The sequence below is a fragment of the Bradyrhizobium diazoefficiens genome, from assembly GCF_016612535.1.
GTDB classification, from domain to species: domain Bacteria; phylum Pseudomonadota; class Alphaproteobacteria; order Rhizobiales; family Xanthobacteraceae; genus Bradyrhizobium; species Bradyrhizobium diazoefficiens_C.
This window is the reverse complement of record NZ_JAENXS010000007.1, coordinates 115,486-138,260: the sequence shown is the minus strand read 5'-3', so window position 1 is coordinate 138,260 and position 22,775 is coordinate 115,486. Positions and strand designations below refer to the sequence as shown.

The following is a 22,775-nucleotide window of genomic DNA, read 5'->3' as shown; positions in this document are numbered from 1 at the left end:
TCGCGGGTGCCAGCCAGCACCCGGCCTTCCCTGCACCCTCTTGGTCAAGAGGGTGGAGAGATCAAGCAAAGCTCGGGCGAAATGCGCCGCGAGGACGCGAAGGTGTGTCTGCGAGTCGGGAGGCAATTTGGAGAATCAATTTGGAGAATGAGGACGCCGCCCCTTGCTCGCAATGGCGATGTGGAAGCGGACGTGCGTCACGCGCCCATTGCGTGCCCCGGACGCAGCGCAGCGTCTCTTCGACGGTGCGCTGCAGAGCCGGGGCCCATGTCGCCGCATCGCGTCGCGTCGCCTTCTGGGTCCCGGCTCTGCGCAGCAGCGTTACACGTTGCAGCGCGTCCGGGACATGAGAGGGACGGGAGCCGCACCTAAGCCTTCAACGTCACCGTCCCGCCGGCGCCGACAACGCGCCGTTGGCGTAGCGCGACCAGTCCGGCGCGGTCGGCTGCGATGGCCACATGGCCGCGTTGGAGTCGCGCACCGACCGGGCGATGGGGGCAGGCTGCGCCTTGCGAACGTGGTGGCGGTCGCTCGCCGCGGCGGTCTGGATGGTGATGGCGGTGATCAGCGTGGCGCCGAGAATGGCAAGAGTCTTTTGCATGGTCGTTTCTCCCGTGACGACGTCCCGGTTGTAAGAAGTGTCATCGTCGTCACGGCTGACATGGCGATGCGTCCGGCCGAATGTCAGCAACACCGCTTCACGATGGAGCGAGCAAATTTTTTGGTCCCGACTAAATATTCGGCAATCGCCTCGCCGGGCCCGATGGACTTGATCGGCGCAATCCGGTTGAATGGGCCCAATCGAGGCTTTAGGCGCGACAACGATGTCGAAATATCTGCTGGTCCTGCTTTTGATCGCGTCGCCGGCTGCGGCGCAGATCAAATTGACTCCAAAAACCTCGGCGGCGCACCCGGATCCCTGTGCACCGATCGGCCGGACCGCGGACGGCAAGCTGGTCTATTCCATGAAATGCGAGAGCCTGCCGGCGCCGCCTCCGCCCCCGCCGCAGGCGGAACTGAAGGAGGCGCCTGCCCCGATCGCAGAGCCCGAACCGGAGGTGCGGCGGAGCGGCCTTTTCGGCTGGTCCTACGACCGCAGGTGAGGCGGCAGGCGCTACTTGCGCCAAGCCCGCCGGAATGCTCTTTGCTTGAAAGTTCCCCGTGGGCCAACGCCCCCGATCAAGAGAGATGAGATGAGCAAACTCGTTATCCGCGCCGGCGATTTCACCTTCGATGCCCGCTTCGAGGAGCAGGCGGCGCCCAAGACCGTCGCCGCATTCCGCAAGGCGCTGCCGTTCGAAAGCCACATCATCCATGTGCGCTGGAGCGGCGAAGGCGTGTGGATGCCGCTCGGTGACCTCGATTTCGGCGTCGGCTACGAGAACCACACCAGCTATCCCGCGCCCGGCCAGATCATCCTCTATCCCGGTGGCATCAGCGAGACCGAGATCCTGATGGCCTATGGCGGCGTGCACTTCGCCAGTAAGATGGGCCAGCTCGCCGGCAACCATTTCATCACGCTGACCTCCGGCCTGGAGAATCTGGCGACGCTGGGCAAGAGCGTGCTCTGGAAGGGCGCGCTGCCGATCCGCTTCGAGGAAGTCTGAGTGACTGATAACAGCTACCCGCGCGATCTCCGCGGTTACGGTCGCAACCCGCCGCATCCGCAATGGCCTGGGAACGCACGGGTCGCGGTGCAGTTCGTCGTCAATTTCGAGGAAGGCGGCGAGAACAATATTTTGCACGGCGACCGCGCGTCGGAAGCGTTCCTGTCCGACGTGCTCGGTGCGCAGCCCTGGCCCGGCCGGCGCCACGCCAATATCGAATCCATGTTCGAATATGGTTCGCGCGCCGGCTTCTGGCGGCTGTGGCGGATGTTCAATGAGCGGAAGTGGCCGACCACCGTGTTCGGTGTCGCCACTGCGCTGAAGCGCAATCCGGAAATCGTCGCCGCGATGAAGGAGTCCGGCTGGGACATCGCGAGCCACAGCCTGAAATGGATCGAGCATAAGGATATGACGGAAGCGCAGGAGCGCGCCGAGATTGCCGAGTCGATCCGCGTCCACACCGAGGCGACCGGCGCGCGGCCGCTTGGCTGGTACACCGGGCGTTCCTCGATCAACACCAACCGTCTCTTGATGGAGGAGGGCGGCTTCCTCTATCTCTGCGACTCCTATGCCGACGATCTGCCCTATTGGGTCAAGGGCGCGACGGGCAAGCAGCTCATCATTCCCTATACGCTCGATGCCAACGACATGCGCTTCATCAATCCGCAAGGGTTTGCTGAAGGCGAGCAGTTCTACACCTATCTGAAGGACGCCTTCGACGTGCTCTATGCCGAAGGCGAGACCACGCCGAAGATGATGTCGGTGGGGCTGCACTGCCGTCTCGCCGGCCGGCCCGGTCGCGCTGCAGGGCTGATCCGCTTCCTCGACTATATCGGCAAGCACGAGCGCGTCTGGGTGCCGACGCGGCTCCAGATCGCGCAGCATTGGCACGACAAGCATGCAGGTCTTGCCGACAACGCTTTCGAGATCGGATAGAGTATCAATGTCGCAGATCGCCTTGTCTGATCTGAATGCAGCGAGCATCGACGATTTCGTCGCCGTACTTGAAAACGTGGTCGAATACTCGCCTTGGATTGCCCAAGAAGCCGTGGCGCGCCGTCCGTTCGCAGGCATCAACCAGTTGCATGCCGCGCTGATGGCGGCGATCCAGAGCGCTGAGCCGGATGTGCAGTTAGCTCTGATCCGGGCGCATCCCGATCTCGCCAACAAGACCCAGCGCGCGGCGGGCCTGACGGCGGAATCGACCGACGAGCAGAACAGCGCAGGCCTCGACCGGCTATCAGAGGCTGAGTACGCGGCGTTCGAGCGCGTCAACAGCGCCTATCGCGAAAAATTCGGCTTCCCCTATATCGTCTGCGTGCGGCGTCACACCAAGGATTCCGTGCTGCGCGACTTCGAGACACGGTTGCGCAACATTGCCAAAACCGAGACACGTCGCGCAATCGAGGAGATCGGCCGCATCTCGGCGCTGCGGCTGGATCAGCTCGTCATCGCCGACGACAAGTTGAAGGTGCACGGGCGGCTCTCGACCCATGTGCTGGACAATCACGCCGGCAAGCCCGCCCCCGGCATCCCCGTCGAGCTCGTCGAGCTTGCCGATCTCGGCGAGAGCCGCGTCATCGCGCGCACCGTGACCAATGCCGACGGACGCACCGATCAGCCGCTGATCGGCGGACGTCCATTGCCGATCGGCCGCTACGAGCTGCGCTTCAGCGTCGCCAAATATTACGCCGAGCGCAACGTACAGCTCTCCGATCCGCCGTTCCTCGACGAGATCCCATTGCGCTTCGCGATCAGCGAGCCGGAGAGCCACTACCACGTGCCGCTGCTGGTCACGCCGTGGAGCTATTCGACCTATCGCGGGAGTTAGTCACCGAACTTCTCGTGCAGGGCTGGAAACAACCGGTCGGGCTTGAACGGCAGCGCGGTGAAGCGGATCCCGGTGGCATCCGCGATTGCGTTGCCGAGCGCGGCGGCGACCGGATTGTACGGGCTCTCGCTCATCGACTTCGCACCAAGCGGTCCGATCGTATCGGACGTCACGGCGAACAACACTTCCGTGCGCGGTACGTCCGCGAAGGACGGCAGATGATAGTCGCGGAATTTCGGATTGGTGACGCGGCCCTCAGCGTCGATCACCATCTCCTCGTAGAGCGCCGCACCAAGCGCCTGCGCGACGCCGCCCTCGACCTGGCCGCGGCACTGCATGGGATTGGCGACGACGCCCGCATCCGCCGCCTGCACGCTCCTGAGAACCTTGATCTCGCCGGTGCCCTTGTTCACGGCGATGCGAAAGCCCTGCACGTTGAAGCCGACCGAGCGCGGCGTGCCGCCGGAATTGCCCTGCGCCGCGAGAGGACGATCCGCTTCGCGCGCAAGCGTCGCCAGCTCGGCAAAGGACATTCGCCGCACGCCGTTGACGACGGACTCGCCTTCGAGCGTGCAAGTCTCGACATCGCAAAGCCAGGCGCTGGCGGCGGCCGCCTTCAAGTCCGTCGCAAGCTGCAGGGCGGCTGCCTGCGTCGCCTTGCCGGCGACGAAGGTGCCGGTGCTGCCATAGGCGCCAGTGTCGTGACCGCCATGGGCGGTGTCGGACTGCCGCAGGCGGATCCTGTCGACGGTGGTCGCAAGGATCGTTGCGGCGATCTGCCGGTGCACGGTGCTGGTGCCGTTGCCGAACTCGGCGGTGCCGACGGTGAGTTCGAAGCCGCCGTCGTCGTTGAGCGCGATCGCCGCATCCGCGATGTGACCGGCGGGCGGCACCGTGTCGATCATGGTCAGCGCGATGCCCTCGCCGGTCAGCCATTCCGGCGACAGATCAGGCTGCGGCCGATCGGCCTGCATCGCGCGCTCGACGAGGTCGATGCACTGGTCGAGGCCATAGGAGCCGTAGAGCACATCGTGATAGTCGGACGGCGGCGGCGACAGCATGGGATCGCCGGGCCTGACGATATTGCGACGGCGCATGTCGTAGGGGCTGATGCCGAGCTGCTTCGCCAGCTCGTCGATCGCAGCCTCCACCGCGATCAATGTCTGCGGCAGGCCATAACCGCGAAATGCGCCGGCCGGGACCGTATTCGTGTAAACGACGAAGCCGTCGACCCGCTTGTTCGGGCAGTTGTAGACCGCGATGGACTCCGTGACCGCGTGGAACATCACCGAGCCGCCGTGATTGCCGTAGGCGCCGGTGTTGGAGAGCACATCGAGCTGCAATGCGGTGAGCTTGCCGCCGGCATCGGCGCCGGCCTTGATGTGGACCCGCATCGGATGCCGCGTCGAGGTCGCGATGAACTGCTCCTCGCGGGTGAGCTCGAGTTTGACCGGCCGTCCTGTCTTCAGCGCCGCGAGCGCGAGAATGTCCTCGACGAACATCTCCTGCTTGCCGCCAAAACCGCCGCCGACGTGCTCGCAGAACACGCGGACCTTGTCCATCGGCAGCTTGAAGATGTCCGAGAGCGCGCGCCGGGTCAGGAACGGCACCTGCGTCGAGGTACGAACGTTGAGCACGCCGGCATCATCGAGCCAGGCAAGCCCGCCATGGGTCTCCAGTGCCGCGTGCTGCACGCGGTGGCTGTGGAAGGTGGTCTCGTAGGTGACGGCGGATGTAGCGAGTGCGGAGGCGACATCACCGAACTCGCCATGGGTCTCGGCCACGAGGTTGCGCCGGGCATCGGCGACGCGGTTTCCGGTGGTCCGGTCGGGATGAACGAGAGGCGCGCCCGGCGCCATCGCCTGTTCCGGATCGATCAGCGCGGGAAGGATCTCGTACTCGACCTTCAGCCGGCGGCAAGCCTCCTCGGCAGCACCTTCACTCTCGGCGACGACGGCGGCGACCTTCTGGCCGATGAAGCGGACAATGTCGTCGAGGATGCGGGTGTCCTCGGGGTCCATCCAGTCCTTCTCGTGCCGCGCCGTCGAGAACAGCACCGGAGGGGCATCCTCATGCGTCAGGATTGCGTGCACGCCAGGCACGGCCATCGCCGCGGATCTGTCGATCGCGATGATCCTTGCGTGTGCATGCGGCGAGCGGAGCAGCTTGATGTGCAGCAGGCCGTCGATCTCTGTGTCGAACGTGTAGCGCGCCGTGCCGCGGACGACGTCCGGGCCCGCCGGCGCCGGCAGGCTGCGGCCGAACGCGCCGCCGGCCTCGACTCTGTCCTCGACATTGGTTTTGCCGTGGATCGCATCCTCGATCGCGCGATAGCCCGTGCAGCGGCAGATATTGCCCTTCAGCGCGGCGCCGAGATCGGTGCGCTGCGCCTGGTTCAGCGAAGCGCAAGTGAGGATCATGCCGGCGGTGCAGAAGCCGCATTGGAATCCCTGCGCGTCGAGGAAGGCCTGCTGCATCGGGTGCGCACCGCGGTCATCGGCGAGCCCTTCGATCGTGGTGATAGCGCGTCCCTCCGCGCGAAACGCGGGGACGAGGCAGCTATGCACGGGCTCGCCGTCGAGCAGCACGGTGCAGGCGCCGCAATCGCCGGCGTCACAGCCCTTCTTCACCCCGAAATGACCAAGCTCGCGCAGCAACGTGCGCAGGCATTGGCCCGCGCGTGGGACCTGCGGAAATGCCGTGCCATTGACCTCGAAGCTCATCGCAGCGTTGCACCCAGGAGCTCGGCGCGGATCTCCTCGGCGAACCGCAGCGTCATGTGCTTGCGCCAGAGCGGCTTGCCATGAATGTCGGTGTGATACATGTCGTCAGTAATCTGCTGCCCGATCGCATCGTGAAGCGCACCCGCATCGGGCAGCCTTGGAAACGACAACCGGACGGGACGCACGGTCGATGCGGTCACCGTCAGCTTCAGCGCGCCATCGCCATCGAGGCTTCCGATCAGGAGTGCCGCGGAGCGGCCGACCGGCGCGAGCGAGATCTGGCGAAACGCGGAGCGGCGCTTCAGCGCAGCAATCGGAATGTCGATCTGCCGCAGCAAGTCGCCCGGCGCGAGGCAGTTACGCTGATTGCCGGTCACGAAGTCGAGGACGGGAATCTTCTGCTTGCCGCCGCCGGCCGTCCAGATGGTGCAGACACCGTCGAGGGCGGAGGTGAGCGAGATCATCGGTCCTGCCGGCAGCGACATGCAGAGATTGCCGCCCACCGTCGCCGTCTTCCAGATCTTGAACGACGCGAGGAAGGCGCGGCAGCATTGGCTGACCAACGGTGCTGCGAGCCAGTCGGCCGGGCAGGTAAGCGCATCGAGTTGCGAGATGGTGCAGGTCGCGGCGATGCTGAGATGGCTTTCGGTGATCGTCAACGCCGGCCATTTCAGATCGGTGAGATCGATCAGTCGAGTGAGGTGGACTTGCGGCTCCGAGAACAGCCAGGTGCCGCCCGCGAGCCAAGCATCGCCTGGCGTCCAAACAGGCAGTGCGGAACGCGTTTGCGGATGGCTGACCGCTGTGATGGTATTTAAGTCCATGGCTGCGATAGCGCCTGCGCCGGTTGAATTGGCCTGAGGGAAAGTCTTGCAAGACCGGAGCCAAGTGGCAACAACAAGTCGCGTTGATCATGCTGTCGGGCTGGCCTTTGCCCTGCAGGCCTGTCGTCAGCGGAGGAGAGCAGGCTCATGAACAACGCAAGACCGATCTGGATCAGGGATCCCCTGGCCATTCTCGCCGACGGTGCCGGGCGCGGGATCGTCATCAAGGATGGTCGCATCGTTGAACTCGTGCCTTCTGGCGGGACGCCTCAGACCGCAGATGTCACGGTGTTCGATGCGCGCGAGCACGTCGTGCTGCCGGGCCTCATCAACACCCATCATCATTTCTATCAGACGCTGACGCGGGCGCTGCCGGCGGCGATGGACCGCGAGTTGTTTCCCTGGCTCCAGGCGCTCTATCCGGTCTGGGCGAGGATGACGCCGGAATCGCTGGAGCTCGGCGTTACCGTGGCGATGTCCGAGCTGCTGCTGTCGGGTTGTACCACCACGACCGATCATCACTACGTGTTCCCGGCCGGGCTCGAGGAGTCCGTCGACATCGAGGTCGGCGTCGCAAACCGGCTTGGCGTGCGCGTGCTGCTGACGCGCGGCTCGATGAACCTGTCGCAGCGCGATGGTGGCCTGCCGCCTGACAGTGTCGTGCAGGACGAGGACACGATTCTCGCCGACAGCGCGTGCGTGGTGGCAAAACACCATCAGCGCGGTGCGGATGCGATGGTGCAGATCGCGCTGGCGCCGTGCTCGCCCTTCTCGGTGACGACGTCGCTGATGCGCGCCACCGCCGATCTCGCCGGCAAGCTCGACGTGCGCCTGCACACCCACCTCGCCGAGACCGAGGACGAGAACAGATTCTGCCAGCAGATGTATGGCTGCCGTCCGCTCGATTATCTCGAGCAATGCGGCTGGCTCAATGCGCGGACCTGGCTCGCCCACGGCATCTTCTTCAATTCGGACGAGATGAAGCGGCTCGGCAAGGCCAAGACGACGATCAGCCATTGTGCGTGCAGCAACCAGCTGCTGGCCTCCGGCTGTTGTCCGGTGTGCGAGATGGAAGAGGCTGGCGTCGGCATCGGGATCGGCGTCGACGGCTCGGCGTCCAACGACGGATCGAACCTGATGCAGGAGGTGCGTGCAGCCTTCCTGCTGCAACGGGCACGGTACGGCGTGACCAAGGTCAGTCACAAGGACGCGCTGCGCTGGGCCACCAAGGGCTCGGCGGCCTGCGTCGGGCGTCCGGAACTCGGCGAGATCGCGGTCGGCAAGGCGGCTGATCTCGCGCTGTTCAAGCTTGACGAGCTGCGCTTCTCCGGCCACGGCGATCCCTTGGCCGCACTGGTGCTGTGCGGCGCGCATCGGGCCGATCGAGTGATGGTGGCGGGAAATTGGGCCGTGGTCGACGGGGCGATCCCGGGACTGGACGTCGTGGAACTCATCCGACGCCACAGCTCCGCGGCGCGGGCGATGCAGGCGGGATAAGATAGAAAGAGGGGGCGACCACAAGTGCCGGGTGCTTCTGGCCACCCCCTCCGAACCTCCTCCGGGAGGAGCAGGTGATTTAGTCAATGCAAGAAGCGTGCTACTTGCCCGGCAGCTTGTCGTCGATGCCCTTGACGTAGAAATTCATGCCGAGGATCTGGCCGTCGGCGAGATTGGCGCCGCCCTTGCACTCGATCTCCTTGCCGTCCTGCCCAACGACCGGGCATTTGAACGGATGCAGCTTGCCGGCGCTGATCGCCGCCTGGGCATCCTCGGCGATCTTCTTCACGTCGTCAGGCATATTGGTATAGGGCGCCATCGCGAACATGTGGCTGTCGAGGCCGCCCCAGACGTCCTCCGACTTCCAGGTGCCGTCGAGCTCGGCCTTGACGCGGGCGATGTAGTAGGGCGCCCAGGTGTCGAGGATCGAGGTCAGCTGAGTCTTGGGCCCGAACTTGATCATCTCGGAATCCTGGCCGAAGGCGAACTTGCCGCGTTCGCTTGCGATCTGCATCGCCGCAGGTGAATCCGTGTGCTGCATGATGACGTCGGCGCCCTGGTCGATCAGCGCCTTGGCGGCGTCGGCTTCCTTGCCCGGATCGAACCAGGTGTTGGCCCAGATGATCTTGACCTTGATGTTCGGGTTGATGGTCTGTGCCGCCAGCATCGTCGCGTTGATGCCGGAGACGACCTCCGGAATCGGGAACGAACCGATATAGCCGAGCACGCCGGACTTCGACATCTTGGCTGCGATCAAGCCCTGGATGTAGCGGCCCTGGTACCATTTGGACGAATAGGTCGACATGTTCTTGTCGCGCTTGTAGCCGGTGGCATGCTCGAAATGCACGTTCGGATATTTCTTCGCGACCTTCAACGTCGGATCCATATAACCGAACGAGGTCGTGAAGATCAGCTTGTTGCCGGCGCGCACGAGCTGCTCGATCGCGCGCTCGGCGTCGGGACCTTCGGGCACGTTCTCGAGATAGGTGGTCTCGATCTTGTCGCCGTACTCCTTCACCAGCGCCTGGCGAGCGAGCTCGTGCTGGTAGGTCCAGCCGAGATCGCCGATCGGGCCGAGGTAAATGAAGCCGACTTTCAGCTTGTCGGCAGCTGAGGCTGCACTGATGCTCCCGGCAAGTAGAAGGCCGGCAGCCAGCGCAAGAAGTGATTTCCTCATCATCAATCTCCAAACATCAGGGGAAAGCCACGATCCGCAACGTGCGCGCCCCATCGCGCATGCCGCGGAAATGAAACGCTAGCGGTCAGGCACGAACACGGTGCCGAGCGCAGCCGGAGCGGTCGAGCCGCCGGTGCGCGCGCGGGACAACAGGACCAGCACGATGACGGTCGCGAGATAAGGCAGCGCCGACATGAACTGCGAGGGAATGCCGACGCCCCAGCCTTGCGCGTGCAGTTGCAGGATCGTCACCGCACCGAAGAGATAAGCACCGAGGACCAGCCGGCCCGGCCGCCACGACGCGAACACGACCAGCGCCAGCGCAATCCAGCCGCGACCCGCGGTCATGCCGGGAATGAAGAACGGCGTGTAGGCGAGCGGCAGATAGGCACCCGCAAGTCCGGCGCAGGCGCCGCCGAACATCACGGCGAGGGTGCGAATGCGCAGCACGGGATAGCCGAGCGCATGCGCGGAGACGTGGTTGTCGCCGCAGGCACGCAGGATCAAGCCCGCACGCGTGCGATACAGGAACCACCAGACGCCGATGATCAGCGCCAGCGAGAAATAGACGAAGGCGTCTTCGCCGAACAGCACGCGGCCGATCAGCGGAATGTCGGTGAGTCCGGGAATGTAAAGATGCATCGCCGGCGTGATGCGCTCGCCGACAAAGCCGGCCCCGATCAGGCCGGAGAGACCGACGCCGAGGATTGTCAGCGCGAGGCCGGTCGCGACTTGGTTGACGGCGAGGCCGAGCGCCATCAGCGCGAAGATCAGCGACATCAGGGTGCCCGCGACCATGCCGAGCAGCGCGCCGATGAAGATCGATCCGGTGAGCCAGGCTCCGCCAAAGCCACAGGCCGCGCCAACGATCATCATGCCCTCGACGCCGAGGTTGAGCACGCCGGAGCGCTCGGTCACGAGCTCGCCGGTCGCGGCGATCAGGAGCGGTGTCGATGCGGCGAGCACCGACAGGATGATGGCTTCAACCAGCTCCACGGGCCACCTGACGGTTCGGGAAGACGAGCTTGAAGCGATACAGAATGAGCGAATCGCAAGCGAGCACGTAGAAGAGCAGGATGCCCTGGAAGACCTTGGTGACGTCCAACGGGATCTTCATTGCGATCTGCGCCTGCTCGCCGCCGATAAAGGTCAGTGCGAGAAAAAGGCCTGCAATTAATATTCCAATCGGGTTCAACCGGCCGAGGAAGGCAACGATGATTGCGGTGAATCCGTAGCCGGGCGAGATGCCGGGCTGGAGATGTCCGACGGGGCCGGCGACCTCGATGATGCCGGCAAGGCCGGCGAGCGCGCCGGAGACCGCGAAGGTCAGGATGATCAGCTGGTTGGCGTTGAAGCCGCCGAACCGCGCGGCGCGCGGCGCAGCACCCACCACGCGAATTTCAAAACCCTTGATGGTGCGCCCGAGCAGGATCGCGGCTGCTGCGACCACCAGCAGCGCGATGATGGAACCGAGATGCAGCCGGCCGCCTTCGATCAGCAGCGGCACGGTGGCGACCGGATCGAACTCGGCGGTGGTCGGGAAGTTGAAGCCGTTCGGATCGCGCCACGGCCCGCGCACGAGATAGTCGAGGAAGAGATCGGCGACATAGACCAGCATCAGGCTGGTCAGGATTTCGCTGGCGCCGAACTTCACCTTGCAGATCGCCGGGATCAGCGCATAGAGCGCGCCTGCGGCGGCCGCGAGCACGAGCATCGCCGGCAGCACCCAGGCGCCGGCGTCGGTGCCTTGCGTCTTCACGGCGATCCAGCTTCCGGCGACCGCGCCGATCAGGAATTGGCCTTCGGCGCCGATGTTCCAGGCGTTGGCGAGATAGCAGAGCGACAGCCCGATCGCGATCATCACTAACGGCGTCGCCTTCACAGCGATCTCCTGGAGCGAATAGCTGTCGGTCAAAGGTGCGATAAAATAGGCATGCAGCGCTAGCAGCGGATTCTTGCCGAGGATCAAGAACAGGATGGTCATGGTCACGATCGTCAAGCCGATCGCGATCAGCGGGGAGACCAGCGCGATCGTGTTGGAGCGCTCGGCGCGCTTCTCAAGCACCAACTGCATGTGCGGCCTCCTTCGGCTCCAGGCTGCTGCCGCCCATCAACAGGCCGAGCTTTTCGCGTGTCGCGTCGCGCGTGGCGAGCGGTTCCGAGAGGTGGCCATGGAACATCACGGCGATGCGGTCGGCGATTTCGGCGAGCTCGTCGAGATCCTGGCTGGTCACCAGCACGGCCGCGCCAGCCGCAGCCAGATCGAGCAAGGCCTGGCGAATGACGGCGGCAGCACCGGCATCGACGCCCCAGGTCGGCTGGCTCACCACGAGCACCGCAGGGTTGCGCAGGATTTCGCGGCCGACGATGAATTTTTGCAAATTGCCGCCGGAGAGGCTCGCGGCCTCCGGATCGCGCTTGGCCTTGCGGACGTCGAAGGTCTCGGTGGCGCGGTCGACGGTCTTCAGCGTGGCCGCAGTGTCGATGAAGCCGCGATGGACCATGCCAGAGGCCGCATGTCCCGTGAGCAGCGCGTTCTCCGACAGCCTCATGCGCGGCGCGGTGCCATGGCCGAGCCGCTCCTCCGGTACGAAGGCGGCGCCGAGCTTGCGTCGCTTGGTGATCGAGAGGTGGCCGGCAGCGATGCCTTCGATCACCACCGTGCCGGGATCCTTCGACAGCCGCTCGCCGGACAGCGCGGCGAACAGCTCGTCTTGGCCGTTGCCGGCGACGCCGGCGATGCCGAGGATTTCGCCGCCCTTCAGCTCGAATGAGATGTGCTCGAGCCGCACGCCGTGCGTCTCGTCGGAGGCGAGCGAGAGATCGTTGACGACAAGCCGCGGTATCGTGGTCTGCCGGCCGGCGGCGGCCTTCACTTCCTTGATCTCGCCCCCGACCATCATCCGCGCGAGCGAGGCGGCGGTCTCGAGTCGGGGATTGCAGGTGTCGACCTTCTTGCCGCCGCGCAGGATCGTGGCGGTGTCGCAGAGGCGCTTCACCTCTTCGAGCTTGTGGCTGATGTAAAGGATGGCGCGACCTTCGGCCTTGAGCCGCTCCAGCACGATGAAGAGCTGGTCGGCTTCCTGCGGCGTCAGCACCGCGGTCGGTTCGTCCAGGATCAGGAATTTCGGGTCCTGCATCAGCGCGCGCACGATCTCGATGCGCTGGCGCTCGCCGACGGACAATTGCCAGACCTCCCGTTTGGGATCGAGCGGCAGACCATAGGTCTTCGACACCTGCTCCAGCCGCGCCGACATGTCCTTGAAGGATTCCTTGCCGTCGAGGCCGAGCGCGACGTTCTCGGCGACGGTGAGATTGTCGAACAGCGAGAAGTGCTGGAACACCATGCCGATGCCGCGGCTGCGCGCCTCGGACGGGCCGGGCAGCACGATTCGCTCGCTCTGCCAGCGGATTTCGCCGTCGCTGGGCTGGATCAGCCCATAGATCGCCTTCACCAGCGTCGACTTGCCGGCGCCGTTCTCGCCGAGCAGCGCGTGGATTTCCCTCGGCCAGATGTCGATGTCGATGGAATCGTTGGCGAGGAAATCCCCATAGCGCTTGGTCAGCCCGATCGTCTGAAGCAACGGGGACTCGCCGGAATGCAGGCCGTTAGGCGTCGGATCTAACATTCGCTGACACGCTTGCGTGGGGTGAAGTGCCTCAATAGTGGGCTAGTTTGAACCGCCGCGTAAGGTGTGAAAAAGCGTCATCCCTTGCTCAACGCTTCGGCAGGAAGCCGGTGTCGCGAGTCGCACTGCTCGTTGCGCGACGAAGATCCCAACCTCGCGGGTTCGCCGCCGCGGTCCTCGCGCTCCGCCAGCATCGGCTGTTGCAAATTTGTGACGGTTCAAGCCAAATCGGAACCCGCTATGCAGGCTTGACGTGAAGTTGAGCAAAGCCGCGCCACCGCTCGTATGCATTTCACTACGGCGATAGCGGCCGTCTTCGACAGCCGCGCTGGGGATGTTGTCTCGACGCAAAAGCCAAGCAGAATCAATCGGGAATATCCGGCAATATCGGCTCCGGCGTCGCCGATCGTCTGCCATCGCACCGCGCAAATCCCTCAAAAATCTGCGGTGGAATGCCGCGCGCTGCCGAAACAAGCGGCATGCCTTGAAAGAAGTTGAGGCTTCTCACTCCGAGAGTTCGGCGCAAGTGTCGCACCAAGGGACGTTCATTTTTACGTGTCCAAACTTGGGGGTATTCAGGATGTTGTTTTGTTTCAAGGCAATTGCAGCCGCTGTGCTGTCACTTGCTACGCTCGCGACCGGTGGCTTGGCTCAGGCTGCGGATCTGCCGGTCAAGGCCGCCAAGAAGGCCCCCGACCTCCCGTTCTTCCTCGTGATCGACAACCGCGTGTCGTTCTCCTGGATGCCGAAGGGCACCGACCCCGGCATGTGGAGCACGCGCCCGGACGGCAGCATCAACGGCACCACCGCCAAGCAGGTCTACTCCTTCACCCACTTCGACCTCTGGGCCTACGGCACCAACTTCTTCACGATCTCGATGTTCAAGTCGGGTCATAACGATCCTGCCAGCCCTTGCATCGCGCCGGGCGTAACCATCACCGGCGCCGGCGACTGTGCGGGCGCAACCGAGATCTATGGCCTGTTCCGCTCGACCTTCGGCTGGAACGAGCTGTTCAACACCAAGACCTTCACCATGGGTCCGCTGCACAACATCTCGTTCGAAGTCGGTATGGACGCCAACACCGAGAACAACTTCCTGGCACCCGCCAAGCGCGACGTCGTCGCCGGTCTGCAGTTTGCCTTCGACCTTCCCTACAAGGGCTACATCAACGTCGCTCCGTTGATGTACTGGGAATTCTCGAACCATAACGCCTTCACCCAGTGCGGCCTGTTCGTCGCAGGCCCGGCAGGTGTGGCCTGTAACTCGGACGGCAACGTCAGCTACAACCCGACCTGGGCCGTCGAAATCAACTACTACATGGATCTCGGCTTCCTGCCGCCGAACATGCAGTTCTGGTCGATCAGCGGCCGCGCCGGCTGGTACGGTCCGAAGGGTGACTCGAACGGTCTTTCTGCGCTGTCTGGCACTGGCATCTTCAGCACCAAGTCCAAGACCGAGCTCAACAGCGAACCGATCCGCCTGACCTTCGACGCCTCGAAGGCGGTCTGGGGTGACAAGTACTCGCACTTCGTGGATCTTTGGGTGGCCTACCGCTACTGGCAGAACAAGTTCGGCCTCGATCACAACGCGATGGCCGGCGTCTGCACGGTCGCCGCGACCGGCCAAAGCACTAAGAGCTGCACCGAGTCGACGGTCTACGGTGGTATCACTGTGAAGTTCTAATCGACTGAAGTCATAAGGTTCGGATGGCGCCGCGCAGCAATGCGCGGCGCCATCCTGCGTTTGGGGCACGGAATCGTAGGGTGGGTTAGCGATGCGTAACCCACCACTTCTGTCTAAGCGGAGTGCAAAAAGGTGGGTTACGCCGTGCGAATTGCGCTTCGCGCAGTCGCAAGGCTAACCCACCCTACGATTCGGAGTTCGTGGTCCCGCCTATTTCGACCACACACCGTCGTGCAGCGCTGCGGCCTCATCTTCGAGCAGCGGGCCGATGACCTCCGTCGGCCGCTGGCCACTGGCAAAGACCTCGCGGCAGGGCAGGTCGAGCGTCGGGTTCTCCGGATGATTGCCGGTGATGCCGCGCAGGCGGTGCTCACTGAGGCCGTAGACGACGCGACCGATGCCGGCCCAGTAGATCGCGCCGGCGCACATCGCGCAGGGCTCTGCGGAGGAATACAGCGTCGACCGGGCGAGAACTTCGTGATTGAGCGTGCGGCAGGCCTGGGTGGCCGCGAGGCGCTCGGCATGCGCGGTGGCGTCGTGGTCCGGCAGGTAGCCGTTCTCGGTCTCGATCAGCACCGTGCCGCCGGCATCGACGACGATGCAGCCGAACGGATGATTGCCGTGGGTGAGGGAACGACGGGCGACCGTAAAGGACAGGCGCAGGAAGTGTTCGTCGCGTTCGCTGACGTCGTCCATCGCTGCTCCGCGGTCAGTGCCCCGCCATGTGTCGGCCGACCTCGGTGAGATCGGCTTCGCTGGTACGAGCTTCATACACGAATTCGCCGTGGAACATCACCAGCAGCCGATCCGATAGTTCGAGCAGTTCGTCGAGATCCTCGCTGACCAGCAGCACCGCGGCGCCGCGATTGCGCGCGGCCATGATCTCGGCGTGGATCTGCGCCACGGCCGCGAAGTCGAGGCCGAAGCAGGGATTGGCCGCGATCAGCACCTCGACGTGGCCGCCGAGCTCGCGGGCGAGAACGGCGCGCTGGACGTTGCCGCCGGACAGCGCCGAGATCGGCGTATCCGGCGTGCGGGTCTTGATCTTGTACTGGCCGATCTTCTTCCTGGCGTCGTCGCGGAAGGCCCCGCGATTGAGCCACCAGCCGCCGCTGGCAAAGGGCGCGCGGTCGAACTCGCGGAAGGCGATGTTGTCGGCCACGCTCATGCCGCCGACGCAGGCATTCTTCAGTGGCTCCTCGGGGAGGAGCGACATTTTGTGCCGGCGCATCTCCTCACGGCTGGCGTGATAGGGATCGCCGGCGACGCGGATTTCACCGCCCTCCGCCTCGCGCTGGCCTGCCAGCACCTCGACGAGTTGGCGCTGGCCGTTGCCGGAGACGCCGGCGATGCCGACGATCTCGCCGGCACGCACGGTCAGCGAGACGTCGTGAACGGCGATCGCACCGGCATCGTCCAGTGCGCGCACTTTCTCGATCTCCAACCGCGCCTGTCCGGCTTCGCCAGTGCGGGGCGGCTGCACCGTCAGCTCCTCAGCGCCGATCATGGTGCGGGCCATCGCGTCCGGCGTGAGCTCGGCGACCTTGCCGGCACCTGCGAGCTTGCCGCGGCGCAGGATGGTGACCTCGTCAGCGAAAGCCATGACCTCGCGGAATTTGTGCGTGATCATCAGAATGGTCAGCTCGCCCTTGACCACCATGCCGCGGAGCATGCCGAGCACCTCGTCGGCCTCCGCCGGCGTCAGCACCGAAGTCGGCTCGTCCAGGATGAGGAAGCGGCGCTTGAGATAGAGCTGCTTGAGGATCTCGCATTTCTGCCGCTCGCCAGCGGAGATGTCGGAGACCTTTGCGGAGAGCGGCACCTTGAAGGGCATGCGGGCCAGGCACGCCTCGAGCTCCTTCATCTCCTTCGGCCAGTTCACCACGGCCGGCACATCGTCGCGCGCCAGCACGAGGTTTTCGGCAACCGTCATGGCCGGCACTAGCGTAAAGTTCTGGTAGACCATGCCAAGGCCGAGCGCGTGCGCATCCTTCGGATTGGCGATCGTCTGCTCATGGTCGCCGACGATGATGTCGCCTTCGGTCGCGTGGTAATAGCCCATGATGCACTTGACGAGGGTCGATTTGCCGGCGCCGTTCTCGCCGAGCAGTGCATGGAACGAGCCCGGCCGCACCTTCAGCTCGACATTGTCCAGCGCCAGGAAGTCGCCGAAACGCATGGTCATGGCGATGGCGTTGACGCCGAAGGCGCCCGAGGGCGGAGGCGTTTCGCCGATGATCACGAAATCGCTCCGATGAAGGCGTCCGATGTCGAGACCGCGCCGAACACGCCGCCTTGCATCTTGATCATCTTCAGTGCGTGCTCGTGATTGCTCCTGTCGGTCGCGCCGCAGCAATCGTGCAGCAGGATACATTCGAAGCCGCGGTCGTTGGCCTCCCGCATGGTGGTGTGGACGCAGACATCAGTGGTGATGCCGGTCAGCACGATGTTCTCGATGCCGCGCACGCGCAGGATCAGTTCGAGATCAGTGGCGCAGAACGAGCCCTTACCGGGCTTGTCGATGACAGGCTCGTCTGGCCGTGGCGCCAGCTCCTCGATGATGTCCCAACCGGGCTCGCCGCGCACCAGAATGCGGCCGCAGGGTCCGGGATCGCCGATGCCGGCGCCGATCTGGCGCGAGCGCCAACGCTTGTTGGCGGGCAGATCCGAGAGATCCGGGCGATGGCCTTCACGGGTGTGTATGATGTGGAAGCCCTGGCTCCGCATGGCCGCGAGCAGCTTCTTGATCGGTTCGATCGGCGCCCGCGTCAGGGAGAGATCGTAGCCCATCTTGTCGACATAGCCGCCGACGCCGCAGAAATCGGTCTGCATGTCGATGATGATGAGCGCGGTGTTCTCGGGGCGGAGATCGCCATTGTAAGGCCAGGCATAGGGCTCGGACTTGAGGTAGCGCTCGGGCATGGTTTCGCTCTCTAGCGGGTGATCGACAATTCGGCCGGGGCTCCGGTCAGCGTGCGTTTCGGCGAGCAGGTGATGATCATGATCGCCAGCGTCAGGATGTAGGGCGCGGCGTTGAAGAGGTGATAGCCGGAGGTGACGCCGACCGATTGCAGCGCCGGTCCCAGCGCTGCTGCGCCGCCGAAGGCGAGCGAGGCCCACAGACAGAGCAGGGGATCCCAGCGCGCAAAGATCACGAGCGCCACGGCAGTAATGCCCTGGCCCGACGACAGGCCTTCGTTCCAGCTGCCGGGATAGAATAATGACAGGAAGGAGCCGCCGATGCCGGCAAGAAAGCCGCCGACCATGGTCGCGCGCAGGCGGATCAAGAGCACGGAGTGGCCCATCGCGCGCGCGGCGTCAGAGCTCTCGCCGGCGGTGCGGATGAGCAAGCCCCAGCGCGTGGCGCGGAAGGCCCAATAGAGGATTGGCGCGAGCGCGACACCGATCAGGAAGAGAACGTTGACGCGGAGCGCCGCGCGAACCTGCGGGATGTCGCTCCACCAGCCGAAATCGATCGCGGGCAACCGCGGCGCGGTCGGCTCGATCAGCGGCTTGCCGAGATAGAAGGCGAGACCAGTGCCGAACAGCATCAACGCGATGCCGACCGCGACGTCGTTGACGCGCGGCAGCGAGCATATGCCGGCGTGCAGTGCGCCGAGAAGCGCACCGGTGATGCCAGCGGCAAGCACGCCGAGCCACGGCGATCCCGTGAGGTAGGAGATGCCATAGGCGCTCATCGCGCCCATCACCAGCGTACCTTCAAGGCCGAGATTGATACGGCCCGAACGCTCGGTGATGCATTCGCCCAGGCTCACGAACAGGAACGGCGTGGAGACGCGAATGGCGCCGCCGAGTACGGCGAGGGGAACGGTCCAGAGTCCGATCGATCCGTCCGCCATCTCAGGATTTTCCCTTCAGGAATCCGATGCGGCCGTAGAGCGCATCGCTGGCGAGCACGAAGACGAAGATGATGCCCTGGAGCACCAGCACGGAGGCGTCGGGCAGGCCCAGGCGGCGTTGCAGCAGGCCGCCGCTGGCGCTGATGCCGCCAAGCAGGATCGCGACGGGGATAATCGCGAGCGGATTTTGCCGCGCCAGGAAGGCGACGAGAATGCCGGTGAAGCCGTAGCCGGCAGCGAGATTGGCATTGGTGCGGCCCTGTACGGCGGCAACCTCGACCATGCCGGCGAGGCCGGCGGCGCCGCCGGCGAGGAAGCAGATGGTCAGGATCAGCTTGCTGACATCGAGGCCGACGATCTTGGCGGCGCGAATGTTGCCGCCCGCCACCCGCGCGGCGAAGCCGAACACGGTATGATAGATCAGGACGTAGGCTGCGATTGCGGCGATCAGGCCGAAGACGAGGCCCCAATGTACGTCGGTGCCGGGGATGGAGCCGATCATGTTGGCGGCGCCGATCTCGCGGGTTGACGGCTTGTTGAGGCTCGCGGGATCCCGCATCATGCCTTCGACGAGATGATTGAGGATCGCGAGCGCAATGTAGACCAGCAGGAGGCTGGATATTGTTTCATTGACGCCGCGATACTGCCGCAATGCGCCCGCGAGCATGATCCATAAGCCACCGCCGGTCACCCCGGCGATGACCATGGCGATCTGCACAATGAGCGGCGGCATGCCCTGAAGTAGCAGTGCGGCGCTCGTCGCCGACAGCGCGCCGATCAGCAGCGCGCCTTCACCGCCGATGATGACCATGCCGAGCTGTGCGGGCAGCGCCGTGCAAAGTGCGGTGAGGATGAGCGGCGCCGCGCGCGTCAGTGTGTTCTGCCAGGAGAACCAGGTGCCGAACGCGCCGTAGTACATGTAGAAATAGAGGTCCAGCGGGTTCTTGCCGAACAGCATGACGAAGATGCCGAAGACCACGAGCGCGCCGGCAAGCGCCGCGCCCGGGATCAGGACATACCCAATCGTGCCGCCGTGGCGTCGGAGAAAGCCGGGGTCGGCGGCCGGGGCAATTGTCCCGACCGCCTCGGCAGAATCCGCTGCTTCCGATGTCACGAAGTCGCTCCGATCACGCCTTCGACGAGATAGTCCATCTTCTCGAGCTCAGGATCCTTCTGGCCGCGATCGGTGCCAGCCGCGATCACCGTCTTGCCCTTGTTGTCGACGAGCCCGCCCTTGAAGATGGCGTAGCCGTTGGCGGACAAGAACTTGGCCTTGATGTCGTCAGCATGCTTTCGCGCTTCCGCGCCGACCGCCTCGCCATAGGGCGAAGTCTTGACGATCTCTTCCTTGAGGCCGCCGCGATAGAAGTTCGGGATGGTCTCGCCGGCGGCGATCATCTTGACGAACTTCGGGTACAGCGCTTCCCAGTTCCACTCCGCGCCGGTGAGATACGCCTTCGGCGCGAGCGGCGACTGGTTGACGTGGTAGCCGCACACCATGGCGCCGCGGCGGGCGGCGTTCTCGACCATGGTCTTCGGACCGTCGACGTGACAGGTCAGCACGTCCACGCCCTGGTCGATCAGGCTGTTGGTGGCTTCGGCTTCCTTGACCGGCATCGACCAGTCACCAGTGAAGATCACCTGGGTCGTGGCCTTCGGATTGGCGAGCTTGGCGCCAAGCGCGAAGGCGTTGATGTTGCGCAGCACCTGCGGGATCGGCTTAGCCGCGACGAAGCCGAGCTTGCCGCTCTTCGAGGTGTAGCCTGCGATGATGCCGGAGATGTACTGGGCTTCGTCAATGTAGCCGAAATAGCTGCCGGCGTTCTTCGGGTCCTTGTCGCTCCAGAGGCCGCCGCAATGCTCGAAGCGCAGCTTCGGAAACTTGTTGGCCATCTTGATCACGTGCGGATTGTAGTAGCCGAACGAGGTCGGGAACAGCAGGGTGGCGCCGTCGAGATTGATCATGGATTCCATGGTCTTCTCGACTGCGTCGGTTTCCGGCACCTTCTCTTCCTCGACGACCTTGAGGCCGGGAATCTTCTTCAGCGCCGCCGCGCCCTGTGCGTGCGCCTGATTGTATCCGTAGTCGTCGCGCGAGCCGACATAGATGAAGCCGATGGTGGTGTCGGCTGCGAAGGCCGGGCGGGCGCCGGCCGCCGCGCCGAGGGTGAGGGCGGCCCCGCCCTGCAACAAATGCCGTCGTGAAATCCTGCCAAAATCCATTGCTTGCTCCCCTTGGCGGCTGGACCGCCTCAATCTCGCGGCTGCGCCGGTCTGGCGGAGCCCGGGATAAGATGTCGCAAGCTTCGTGCCAGAGGCTATGGGGCGGACATTTCGACATAAGTATTTGAAATATATATATATATCCAAGATCTGAAACTTGATGAGGAAAGCGGCAGATTAAATTATAGGCACTATTTTTTGATTGTATGCAATGGAGTTAAGCAGTTTTAACCGGGCCTCACGTGTGCGCAGCGACGATTGGACGGCTCTGCCGGCTACTCACATTCATGCTAACCACGCGCTGGTTCGGACGACGCCGGCTGAATGATTTTAGCTGGCACTGAACTTGTATCGATTGTCGTTACGACCGCGGCGCGGTCTCCAGGATGGAAAGCTAGACCGAGATGGGTGCTGCTACGGCCGTTCAAGATGCATCGCTCGGCAGGGAGATCGTTCATCGCATCAACGAGCTGGGTACGATTTCGGAAGAGACCGGCAAGCTGACCCGTATCTACCTCAGCAAGGAGCTGCGCACGGCCTCGAACCTCATCCTCGGCTGGATGCGTGAGGCGGGCATGAGCGCGCATCTCGATGCGGTGGGCAATGTCTGCGGCCGCTACGAGGGCGAGCGGCCGGAGGCGCCCTGCGTGATGCTCGGCTCGCATTACGACACCGTGCGCGACGCCGGCAAATGGGACGGGCCGCTGGGCGTGATCACGGCGATCTCCTGCGTCGCCGATCTCAGTCGCCGCGGCAAGCGTCTGCCGTTTGCGATCGAGGTGGTCGGCTTTGCCGACGAGGAGGGCGTTCGCTTTGCCTCGACCTTGTTCGGCAGCCGTGCGGTCGCCGGCACGTTCGACGAGAGCGTTTTGAACACGCGTGATCGCGACGGCGTCTCGATGCGCGATGCGCTCGTCACGTTTGGTCTCGATCCCGATCATATCGGCGCCGCCGCGCGGGCCCGCGGCGAGCTGCTGGCCTATCTCGAATTGCACATCGAGCAGGGACCGGTGCTGGAAGCGCGGAACCTGCCCGTCGGCGTCGTCACCGCGATCGCCGGCGCGACAAGGCTGGCAGCACGGCTCACCGGCATGGCTGGCCACGCCGGTACGGTGCCGATGGCCCTGCGCCGTGACGCGCTCTTCGGTGCGGCTGAGTGCATCGGCGCGATCGAGCAGTTTTGCCGCACCGACGAGGGCGGGCTGGTCGGCACCGTCGGCTACATCCAGGCGCGGCCAGGCGCGACCAACGTCATTCCGGGCGAGGTGTCGTTCACCATCGACATGCGCGCGCCGACCGATATGCATCGCAAACGGGCGGTGGCCGATGTCGTCAGGCAGATCGAGGCGATCGCAAAGCGCCGGCAATTGACGCTTCAGCTCGACGTTACCCACGAGAACCGCACCGCGCCCTGCGCGCCCTGGCTGAAGGATCAGATCGCACAGGCAATCGCCGCTGAAGGTTTTTTCGCCTTCGAGCTGCCGAGCGGAGCAGGGCACGATGGCATGGCAATGATCGACATCGCCGATGTCGGCATGATCTTTGTCCGCTGCCGCGGTGGCATCAGCCATCACCCGGACGAGCATGTCGAATTGGCGGACGCCGACGCCGGTGCGCGCGTTTTGCTGCGGGTGATCGAGAATTTCAAGCCGCGTGAGGGGTAAGCCCACCCCGCAAGTCACCGGGTAGAGACACGAATCAGACATGTGTAAAATGGTGA

General features: G+C 64.4%; 20 protein-coding genes. 7 read left to right on the top strand and 13 right to left on the bottom strand.

All coding sequences use genetic code 11. The features are described from left to right. Positions 1–382: 382 nt before the first annotated feature. A complete protein-coding gene (locus JJE66_RS37350) occupies positions 383–601 on the bottom strand; it encodes a hypothetical protein (protein WP_200520788.1) in 219 nt (72 codons plus the stop codon). Positions 602–824: 223 nt separating this feature from the next. On the opposite strand from JJE66_RS37350, the gene JJE66_RS37345 reads away from it, so the two are divergent. From JJE66_RS37345 to uraD, 4 genes are all read left to right on the top strand, one after another. Further along, positions 825–1,103: a hypothetical protein gene (locus JJE66_RS37345; protein WP_200520787.1), complete on the top strand. Its 279-nt coding sequence runs from the start codon at positions 825–827 to the stop codon at positions 1,101–1,103. Between the two features lie 90 nt (positions 1,104–1,193). Then, entirely contained in the window at positions 1,194–1,607 is a 414-nt protein-coding gene (locus JJE66_RS37340) for a DUF3830 family protein (protein WP_027566580.1), read from the top strand. Beyond that, positions 1,608–2,543 carry an allantoinase PuuE gene (gene puuE / locus JJE66_RS37335; protein ID WP_200520786.1) on the top strand — a complete coding sequence of 312 codons (936 nt, stop codon included), beginning with the start codon at positions 1,608–1,610 and terminating at the stop codon, positions 2,541–2,543. It abuts the gene before it with no gap. A 7-nt stretch (positions 2,544–2,550) separates the two neighbouring features. Next, a complete protein-coding gene (gene uraD, locus JJE66_RS37330) occupies positions 2,551–3,438 on the top strand; it encodes a 2-oxo-4-hydroxy-4-carboxy-5-ureidoimidazoline decarboxylase (protein ID WP_200520785.1) in 888 nt (295 codons plus the stop codon). Here the strand turns inward: uraD and JJE66_RS37325 are convergent. Both JJE66_RS37325 and JJE66_RS37320 read right to left on the bottom strand, forming a co-directional pair. Then, entirely contained in the window at positions 3,435–6,161 is a 2,727-nt protein-coding gene (locus JJE66_RS37325) for a molybdopterin-dependent oxidoreductase (protein ID WP_200520784.1), read from the bottom strand. The two genes, uraD and JJE66_RS37325, sit on opposite strands and share 4 nt — an antisense overlap. Next, positions 6,158–6,985: an FAD binding domain-containing protein gene (locus JJE66_RS37320; protein WP_200520783.1), complete on the bottom strand. Its 828-nt coding sequence runs from the start codon at positions 6,983–6,985 to the stop codon at positions 6,158–6,160. Before JJE66_RS37320 ends, JJE66_RS37325 begins: the two co-directional genes overlap by 4 nt. A 147-nt stretch (positions 6,986–7,132) precedes the next feature. On the opposite strand from JJE66_RS37320, the gene JJE66_RS37315 reads away from it, so the two are divergent. Continuing rightward, positions 7,133–8,482 (top strand): 8-oxoguanine deaminase, encoded by a 1,350-nt coding sequence (locus tag JJE66_RS37315; protein WP_200520782.1) that lies wholly within the window; start codon positions 7,133–7,135, stop codon positions 8,480–8,482. A gap of 100 nt (positions 8,483–8,582) precedes the next feature. On the opposite strand, the gene JJE66_RS37310 is transcribed toward JJE66_RS37315, so the two are convergent. The 4 genes from JJE66_RS37310 to JJE66_RS37295 all read right to left on the bottom strand — a co-directional run bounded on the left by JJE66_RS37310 (position 8,583) and on the right by JJE66_RS37295 (position 13,288). After that, complete coding sequence (locus tag JJE66_RS37310) at positions 8,583–9,659, bottom strand: BMP family ABC transporter substrate-binding protein (RefSeq protein WP_200520781.1); 1,077 nt, start codon at positions 9,657–9,659, stop codon at positions 8,583–8,585. A 78-nt stretch (positions 9,660–9,737) separates the two neighbouring features. Then, positions 9,738–10,655, bottom strand: a complete 918-nt coding sequence (locus JJE66_RS37305) for an ABC transporter permease (RefSeq protein ID WP_200520780.1) — start codon at positions 10,653–10,655, stop codon at positions 9,738–9,740. Continuing rightward, on the bottom strand, positions 10,642–11,733 hold the full coding sequence (locus JJE66_RS37300) for an ABC transporter permease (RefSeq protein ID WP_200520779.1): 1,092 nt from the start codon (positions 11,731–11,733) through the stop codon (positions 10,642–10,644). The genes JJE66_RS37305 and JJE66_RS37300 overlap by 14 nt, the downstream gene beginning before the upstream one ends. Continuing rightward, positions 11,717–13,288 carry an ABC transporter ATP-binding protein gene (locus JJE66_RS37295; RefSeq protein ID WP_200520778.1) on the bottom strand — a complete coding sequence of 524 codons (1,572 nt, stop codon included), beginning with the start codon at positions 13,286–13,288 and terminating at the stop codon, positions 11,717–11,719. The genes JJE66_RS37300 and JJE66_RS37295 overlap by 17 nt, the downstream gene beginning before the upstream one ends. A gap of 580 nt (positions 13,289–13,868) precedes the next feature. On the opposite strand from JJE66_RS37295, the gene JJE66_RS37290 reads away from it, so the two are divergent. Further along, positions 13,869–14,972 (top strand): hypothetical protein, encoded by a 1,104-nt coding sequence (locus JJE66_RS37290; protein ID WP_200520777.1) that lies wholly within the window; start codon positions 13,869–13,871, stop codon positions 14,970–14,972. Between the two features lie 210 nt (positions 14,973–15,182). Here JJE66_RS37290 and JJE66_RS37285 read toward each other — a convergent pair whose 3' ends face one another. The 6 genes from JJE66_RS37285 to JJE66_RS37260 are packed head-to-tail and all read right to left on the bottom strand — an operon-like array spanning position 15,183 to position 21,055. Then, positions 15,183–15,668 (bottom strand): nucleoside deaminase, encoded by a 486-nt coding sequence (locus tag JJE66_RS37285; protein ID WP_200520776.1) that lies wholly within the window; start codon positions 15,666–15,668, stop codon positions 15,183–15,185. Positions 15,669–15,681: 13 nt separating this feature from the next. Next, entirely contained in the window at positions 15,682–17,214 is a 1,533-nt protein-coding gene (locus tag JJE66_RS37280; protein ID WP_200520775.1) for an ABC transporter ATP-binding protein, read from the bottom strand. Beyond that, positions 17,211–17,894: a cysteine hydrolase family protein gene (locus tag JJE66_RS37275; protein WP_200520774.1), complete on the bottom strand. Its 684-nt coding sequence runs from the start codon at positions 17,892–17,894 to the stop codon at positions 17,211–17,213. Before JJE66_RS37275 ends, JJE66_RS37280 begins: the two co-directional genes overlap by 4 nt. An 11-nt stretch (positions 17,895–17,905) precedes the next feature. Then, a complete protein-coding gene (locus JJE66_RS37270) occupies positions 17,906–18,832 on the bottom strand; it encodes an ABC transporter permease (protein ID WP_200520773.1) in 927 nt (308 codons plus the stop codon). Position 18,833: 1 nt separating this feature from the next. After that, positions 18,834–19,946, bottom strand: coding sequence for an ABC transporter permease (locus tag JJE66_RS37265; protein ID WP_200520772.1), 1,113 nt, complete (start codon positions 19,944–19,946; stop codon positions 18,834–18,836). Beyond that, positions 19,943–21,055 (bottom strand): BMP family ABC transporter substrate-binding protein, encoded by a 1,113-nt coding sequence (locus tag JJE66_RS37260; protein ID WP_200520771.1) that lies wholly within the window; start codon positions 21,053–21,055, stop codon positions 19,943–19,945. Before JJE66_RS37260 ends, JJE66_RS37265 begins: the two co-directional genes overlap by 4 nt. A 404-nt stretch (positions 21,056–21,459) precedes the next feature. Between JJE66_RS37260 and JJE66_RS37255 the strand changes: the two genes are divergently transcribed. Then, the gene (locus JJE66_RS37255; protein WP_200520770.1) at positions 21,460–22,719 is read left to right on the top strand and encodes an allantoate amidohydrolase; all 1,260 of its coding nucleotides are present in this window, start codon (positions 21,460–21,462) and stop codon (positions 22,717–22,719) included. Positions 22,720–22,775 lie beyond the last annotated feature (56 nt).